The sequence below is a fragment of the Microbacterium sp. genome (assembly GCF_003248605.1).
Lineage (GTDB): Bacteria > Actinomycetota > Actinomycetes > Actinomycetales > Microbacteriaceae > Microbacterium.
In genome coordinates this window covers 1-5,347 of record NZ_QFPF01000159.1, presented here as the reverse complement: position 1 = coordinate 5,347, position 5,347 = coordinate 1, and the positions used below count along the sequence as shown (strand labels likewise).

Here is a 5,347-nt window from a genome sequence, read left to right as displayed (position 1 = left end):
GGCCTACATCCGCCGCGTCTCGAGCAAAGTCCTCCGCATCCGTTGTGGACAGGACCACGCGCGGTGTGCCGCGCGACACTGTTGGCTCGGGCACCGTGGGCTGGGCAGCCGCCGATGTCGAATCGTCAGTCGGCGCGCCGGCGTCAGGCTGGGGCGCAAGCGTCAGGCCATACAGCCCGACACCGACCAGCGCGGCGAGGATCCCGAAGCCGACCGCGACGAGAACGACAACCCGGCGACGAGCGGGATGCGGGGTGACGGCCATCACGCGATCTCCCGCCTCGCTTGAGCGCGAGCCTCGCGGAGCGCGGCGAAGAACTCCACAGTCGAGGCCAGCGTCTCCTCGAACTGAATGAGTTGCTCATCGGAGAGTTCGGTGGCGACGGCGGTGACGTCGAAGTGCGTCCACCACAGGTCGAGGTCCTCCCAGACGCGCACGAAAGCGCGAACCGGGAAGGCGTGGACCGAAGCGGACCGGGCTTTGGGCTTGCGTCCCTTGCGCTTCGCCTCTTTGACTCGGGCGAGCGCAGCGTTCGCCAACTGCTCGAGCTCGTCGGGCGGTTCGAAGTCCTCGGGCGCTTCGAAGTCTTCGAACCCACGGGGCGGTTCGGGATCGAGGAACTCTCGGATGCGCGCGTGCGACGCGGTGACACTTCCTCCCTCGTCGATGAGCTGCAGTTCCTCGTGGGCTCGCTCTCTCAGCTCCGGGTCGGTCACAGGACTGTTGACGAGCCGCTGCAGCTCTGCGATGCGCTCGAGGGTCGTGTACGACGCCTTGCCCGTGACCATCTTTGCGGCCTGCGTGCGGCTCTTTCCTGGCTTGAATTGCGGTGGTGCCACGGTGGCACCACCGTAGTTTCCGGCGAAATCGTCCCCGCGGCTGAACTGTGTTGCAGACTGGCGGCGCAGCGCGTCCTCGGCGATATACGACTTCAGTTCGGTGTAGAGCGTCGCGGCTTCGGTGGGCGTGAGCGGCTTGTGGAGCACGTTCTCGGCCTGCTCGGCGAGGAGTTCGGCGAGCCGATCCGAGATCCCTGATCTCACCCAGACCTTGATCGTCTTCTCGCCCAGACGCTTGAGAGCTTCGAGACGCCGGGCGCCGCACACGAGCACGCCCTCTGGCGTGACCGTGACCGGTTGCAGTAGTCCATCGCGGGTGATGGATGCAGCCAACTCGTCGATGTCGCCGTACTCGTGGCGGTGCCGAGAACGAGGTCGTCGTCTGTCAGGAGCGATCTCAGCGGTTCGCCGATCAGCAGGCGGAGCAGGATGCCGCGGCCAGCAGTCGTGCGCGCCACTTCAGGCTCGGGGTTTCCGAGCACGGCGCGGAGGAGCCCGTTCCAGGACGCGGAGGACAGGTCGAGGAGTGTCCGTCCGTGGACGTCTCGCCGGAGCGACTCCCACGCGGTCGCGCGCGAGGGCGCTTCGCTCAGCCGAGCGCAGATGTACTCCATCGCGGTGCGTGCGGGTGTCCGCGGCCAGCCGAGAAGCGTCATGAAGGCGATCGCGTTCTCGACGGCTTCGGGGATGCCGGGGCCTTCGTGTGAGTCGCTGTCGACGTCTGCGTCCTCGGCCGATTCCACTCTGAGCGCGGGGTGATAGTCGCTCAGCGGGTTCTCGCGGTCGCTGAACCGTTCGGGGTCGTGGAAGGAGGAGAACTCGGGTCGACGCGCCTGGTAGACCGAGCACAGCAATCCGTTTGCCCGTTCTTCCGCAATCATCGTGACCTGGACCGCGCGGGTCACGACAGCCCAAGGATCATCGGCGTTTCGCACGGACGGCAGGCGCATGGCGTCGAATGCAGCGGCCGCCGCATCCCACGGGTCGAGCCCGTGCTTGCGTGCCAGCTTCGCGTAGCGTCTCACGACGTGGGCCATGAGCGCGGCAGCTTGCTTGTCATGGCGCCACGCCCCGTGATCCTGCGCGGCAAGTCGCTCAAGCAGCGCGCGAAGACCCTCCGAGGTCTCGAACGACTCACGGTCATCGCTGCCCTCCGCCGTGTGCGGGAGACGCGCGGCAGGGGTGGGTGCAGGTGCTGGCGACCACGAGCGCTGGGTGTCCATGGCAACCTCGCTACCGACCGATCCCGGACCGCCGTACCGCGCCGTGCGCGTGGCGACTGGTACCGAACGCCGTGACGGGCGGCAGTTGAAGCGCTCGATCGCGAATGGCGCGCCGCGTGGCCGCAACGCTCTGGGTGGGTAGCGCGCGGGCACACCGCGCGATCGACGACTCGAGGTCGATGCCTTGCCCCGCGACCCGGCCTGTGACCGCGGGAACAAGCTCCGTAGGGCGCATCCACACGATCTCGCTCCGGACCGTCTCGCCCCCCGACAGGCCCAGTGGCTGCCCCTCGAGCGAAGGATCGCCGTGCCGCGCGAACTCGGATACCTCTTCGCCGACCGGCCTGTCGGCGCGGGCACCGAAGCTAGCGGGCGCACTCGAGCGGTCACGCGACCACACGTCATGCTCTGGACCGTGCTCGTTCATGGCGCAGCTCCCTTCTGAAGGTCAGGTATGTCGAGCGTCCCCGCGAACCACCGGCCGACTGTCGACGGGTGCACTCCCGTGGCGCTCGCAATCTCCTTGTTCGACATGCCGCGCTGACGCATCAGCGCCGCGATGTCTTTACGGGCACCCTTCTCCGGAACGTCCGCGTGTTGGCGAAGGTGCACGATTTCTGTGGATGGCGTCTCTCCGTCGGGCGCTGCGGAGGAAAGAGGGACTCGAAAGCGTTGCGTGAGCACGACGGTCAGATGTGTGATCGCGAGCAGGACGAGTGGCGGTACAGCGGCCACGGTCGCGGCGAGCATCGGCGGGACGTCAGCGTCCGCGGCGACGATCGCGTGGATGGCGTTCGCAGCGACCGAGACCGCCGCGCCCGCAATGAGCAGCATCCACGGGTACCAGGCTTCGCGCCGGCCAGCCAGGGCGACGACGGCGACTGTGCCGACGACGATGATGCCGTCGACGATGAGAGGCCAGGCCCACGCTTGCGTCGGGGCGATGCCGGATCGGCGCGCGAGATCGGCGAGCGCCGTGAAAGAGAGCCAGAAGGCGCCGATCGCGATGAAGACCGTGCCCGCGATCGCCGTCCAGACGGCGACTCGGCCCGACCGTGGGTCTGCGGGAGCGGGGATCACAAGACCACCTGCCCGCTCATCGACCTGCCGCCCGGGCTGCTTCGAAAGGGTGCTGTCGACACCACCGCCGTCCGGTAGGCAGAGCGGATCGTCGTCAGGATCTCTGATTGCTGAAGGCCGGCGCGCTCAGCGGCCGGGCCGAGAACGTCCCGCGCGCGGTGATCCGTGACCCCGTTCTCCGCCAGGCGGCACGCTGCCCAGTAGAGCGCGCGGTTGCGTTCACCCTCGACGCGCGTCGCGAGCCAGGCAGCGATCCGATCCGCGTCGATGTCGCGCCGGTCACGGATGACGCCGTTCGACGGGGGAGCCGGTCTCGGATCGAGGAACTGTCGAAGCGCGGTCGCGTCGATCGGCACCGCATCCCCCCGTCCTGCTCCGATCAACTCGTATCCGCACCTGTTGCCTTCGAAAAGCACCCGCGACGGAGGGACGACGACATAGCCGCCATCACCACGAAAGTCGATGCCGGCCCGAGCCGCTTGCCACGAAGGCTGAGGACGGTCGGGATCCGTGGGGTAGTACGCGTGCATTCCGCCGGATGCCGTCTTCACCAACGCCTGCCAGCGGTCTGAAAGGCCCTCGCGGCGAGCGAGCTCGAACGCCGCGAAGCCGCGCACTCGACCGTGCACGTCGATGTCGACCACCTCGAGCCCGGAGGCGGATCCGGTCGGCATGCCGATGTTCGCCTCGGGCCACCGAGTCCACCACGTCCGGATCTTGTCGATGTCGGTGGTTGCGTCGAGGAACCCGTGAGAGGTCAGGGGGCGCTTCTCGGCGGCCTTGCAGGGAAAGATCGGAAGTCCAGCTGCAACGAACGTCTCCACACCCTCTCTCTGCGAAAGCCCGATGACGGATGCGAACAGCGACGCCGTGTCCATCAGAGCCCCCGACCTGCCGTCACGGTGCGGCTCCGGTGCAGCCGGTCGGCCATCACGGGGGGCGCGTTGTCGCGCGCTTCGAAGGCGCGTCCGGTTGCGGTCGGTCCCGTCTTCTGCTCGCGCGCCAATCCCGGCGGGTCACCGGATCCCACCTGTGCCGTGTCCAGTTGCGAAAGGATCGCGAGCGCCGTCGACCGGACACGCTCGGCTGTCGCCTGAACGACTTCGACCGGTGTCTTGCCGTCGACGGACGTTGCCCAGGTCGACACGTAGGGCACGGTGTAGTCAGATGTGTCGAGTCCGTGGGCCGCGCCGATCATCAGCGCGACGGACTCCGCTTCGACTTCGCCGATGCCGCGATGCAGCCTGGCCTCCGGGTGATCCGGCCCATGCAGATCCACGTGGGCGAGTTCGTGGGCGAGAGTCTTCGCGCGGGCGGCCGGATCGATGTCGCCTCGGACAGCCACACTCCTCAGGATGTAATCCGTCATGCCGTTCGCACCTCCGAGATCCCGATCGCTGTCGACAAGGCGCAACGAGTACCCCCGTGCACGCACGAGCGCCGCAAGTCCGTCCCACATCCCTGTCGGCGCTTGCCCCTCAAGAAGCTGGGGCTGTGGTGGCTCGGGGATTGGGGCACCGCTGGTCTGGGAGGCGTCCCACACGTAAGTGGGACGTACGCCCACCAGTCGCGACTGAATCACTTCGCCGCGCTGTGGAGCCTCGCGCGGCGATAGCCGCCGCCACGACTCGGCGACCTGCGGAGTGGGCGAGGCGAACCGGCCCACGACCGGGGCGAGGATCATGTAGCCGCGCTGGCCGCGATCGACGGATCGCCCCAGAGCGAGCCACTGGTGGAAGCCGGCGACGTAGGTCGGCGTCGGCTCGGAGACCCGGCCCTCGTCGAACGCCGTTGCGTGCTGCATCCAGATCAGCAGGGTGTTGTTGAATGACCGAGAGCGGAACCGAGCGGCGAACGTGAGCGCGCGCTTCCAGTCTTCGCCCGTCACGAGGTCGGCTACCGCCTCGGCTAGCTGAGCGTGGATCCGGTCCAGCTTCGCCTGAATGGCACCGGCATCGGACCTCTGATGAGCCATGACGCCCTACCCCCTTCGCGGTCGCGCTGTGGCGGCTTCATCAGCAGAGGTAGGTGTTCGCTCACCGTTCGGCCGTCAGCGCGGGGGCGGCAGGCGGGGGAGTGCGGCGGAGATGTGTGCGCACATAGGTGCAACATACGCCTGATGTGCCGAAATAGATAGCAAACTTCCGCGCTGTGCGTAGCGATAACCTGTCGTCGTGGGTAGACGTTCCCAGGGCGAGGCAGGC

4 protein-coding genes and 2 pseudogenes are annotated in these 5,347 nt (G+C 67.8%); all 6 read right to left on the bottom strand.

All coding sequences use genetic code 11. The features are described from left to right. Positions 1-265 (bottom strand): annotated as a pseudogene (locus DI573_RS14325) (hypothetical protein); the annotation flags it as partial. Further along, positions 265-1,044, bottom strand: a complete 780-nt coding sequence (locus tag DI573_RS14320) for a chromosome partitioning protein ParB (protein ID WP_292815722.1) — start codon at positions 1,042-1,044, stop codon at positions 265-267. The pseudogene DI573_RS14325 and the gene DI573_RS14320, both read right to left, overlap by 1 nt. 27 nt (positions 1,045-1,071) lie before the next feature. Next, positions 1,072-1,236: pseudogene (locus DI573_RS14770) on the bottom strand (ParB N-terminal domain-containing protein); the annotation flags it as partial. 1,250 nt (positions 1,237-2,486) lie between these two features. Beyond that, on the bottom strand, positions 2,487-3,143 hold the full coding sequence (locus DI573_RS14310) for a DUF2637 domain-containing protein (RefSeq protein WP_292815717.1): 657 nt from the start codon (positions 3,141-3,143) through the stop codon (positions 2,487-2,489). Continuing rightward, positions 3,140-4,021, bottom strand: coding sequence for a bifunctional DNA primase/polymerase (locus DI573_RS14305; RefSeq protein ID WP_292815714.1), 882 nt, complete (start codon positions 4,019-4,021; stop codon positions 3,140-3,142). Before DI573_RS14305 ends, DI573_RS14310 begins: the two co-directional genes overlap by 4 nt. Further along, on the bottom strand, positions 4,021-5,118 hold the full coding sequence (locus tag DI573_RS14300) for an ArdC family protein (protein WP_292815712.1): 1,098 nt from the start codon (positions 5,116-5,118) through the stop codon (positions 4,021-4,023). The genes DI573_RS14305 and DI573_RS14300 overlap by 1 nt, the downstream gene beginning before the upstream one ends. Between the last annotated feature and the right edge of the window lie 229 nt (positions 5,119-5,347).